This window comes from Photorhabdus bodei (assembly GCF_003287735.1).
Lineage (GTDB): Bacteria > Pseudomonadota > Gammaproteobacteria > Enterobacterales > Enterobacteriaceae > Photorhabdus > Photorhabdus kayaii.
Genome location: NZ_NSCM01000116.1, coordinates 1 through 1,723 on the forward strand (window position 1 = coordinate 1; position 1,723 = coordinate 1,723).

At 62.4% G+C, this 1,723-nt stretch carries 1 pseudogene; it reads left to right on the forward strand.

Going from position 1 to position 1,723, the window contains the following annotated elements:
* Positions 1 to 1,723 (forward strand): annotated as a pseudogene (locus CKY02_RS22940) (hypothetical protein); the annotation flags it as partial.

Consider the following 1,723-nt stretch of genomic DNA (forward strand, 5'->3'; position numbering starts at 1 on the left):
CACCTGCGCCGCGACGGCGAGGAAACCCATTTCACTGATGGCGAGGGAGTGATTTACACCTTCCACACCCCGACGGAAACCGTCTTCTCGGTCAATCTCCATGCCGGTCACTATCTGCTGTACGGGCAACGCGACGGCGAACTGCGCCTGTTTAACCGCCGTACTCAGCAGATACTGAGCTTTGCCGAGGTTCAGGGGGATAAACGCCGCCTGTCCCTGATTGAAGACCGCAACGGCAACCAGACCGTCTTTCATTACGATAAACACCACCGCCTGACCCGCCTGGTCCATGCCGACACGACGACCCTGGCGCTGCACTACGAGCGCCAGCAGCTCACGGCCATTGACTGGCTGCACGCCGAACAGCGCCAGCGGCTGGTGACCTGCCGCTATGATAATCAAGGGTATCTGGCGGAATGTGACGCCTTTCAGTTTCACCACCTGTGGCATGAATACACTCCGCAGGGGAACATGACCCGCTGGCACGACACCGATAAAACCGATGTCACCGTGCGCTATGACAAAGCAAGCCGAGTAATTGCCACCACCACCCCGCAGGGATACTGGCAGGACCGTTTTGAATACGATGATGACCATCACATCACCACCTACTTCGATGCCGAAGGCGGCTGTACCCGCTACCACTCTAACGCCGACGGCCTGGTGACCCGCCAGGTGGACCCGCTCGGCCATGAAACCCGGACTGAATGGGATTTCAGTTGCAAAGTCGCCGAAACCGACCCGCTGGGCCGGACCACCGCGTATGAGTACAGCCCTTACGGCGAGCTGACCGGCCTGCTGTCACCCGCCGGGGACCTCACCGCTTACGATTACAATGAATACGGCCAGCTTACCCGGGTCACTCAGCCGGATGGGGCGCGCTGGCGACTGCATTACAACGAACAGGGCAACCTGGCCTCCGTTATCGACCCCCAGGGCCGGGTGGAAGAGACCCGTTACGGGCCGCGCGGGGAAATCCTGCGCCAGGTCCTGCCCGACGGCCGCGCCTGGCGCTACAGCTATGAACGGCAGCAGCTCAGTGAAATTCGGGCCCCGGACGGCACCCTGACCCGGTTTGACACCGACGGCCTGGGCCGGCTGCTGCGGGTCACCGACGCGTTACATCAGCAGACCGACTATCACCACAGCCCGTTTCATGCCAGCCCGGCGGGCAGCGTCAGCGAGATTCAGCTACCGGATGGCATTCGTCAGACGATTGACTACGACAGCGAGCGCCGGGTCTCGGCAGTCACCGACGGAGAAGGCCGGACCACCCGCTATACCTATGACGCCTTTGACCGGCTCAGCCGCCTCACCCGCCCGGATGGCGCGGCCCTGACCTTTGGCTACGACCGGCTGACCCGCCTGAAAACCGTGACCAATGAAACCGGTGAAACGTATCGCTACACCCGTGACCCGGCCGGCCGGGTGATGAGCGAAACCGATTTTACCGGCCGGACCATTCATTATCAGTATGATGCCGCCGGGCGCCGCCTCACCGCCCGCTACCCCAATCACCAGCTGCTGCGCTGGTGCTACACCGACGACGACCGTATTACCCGCCAGGAAGCGTGGCAGGAAGAGGATGACCGGTGTACGTTATGCTCAGTCACCACCTACGACCACGACGCGCAGGGACGACTGGTCCGGGCCGCCAACCCGGACGCGGTGGTGGCGTTTGCATACGATGAGGCCGGCCGCCTGACCCGGGAGACCATTAACG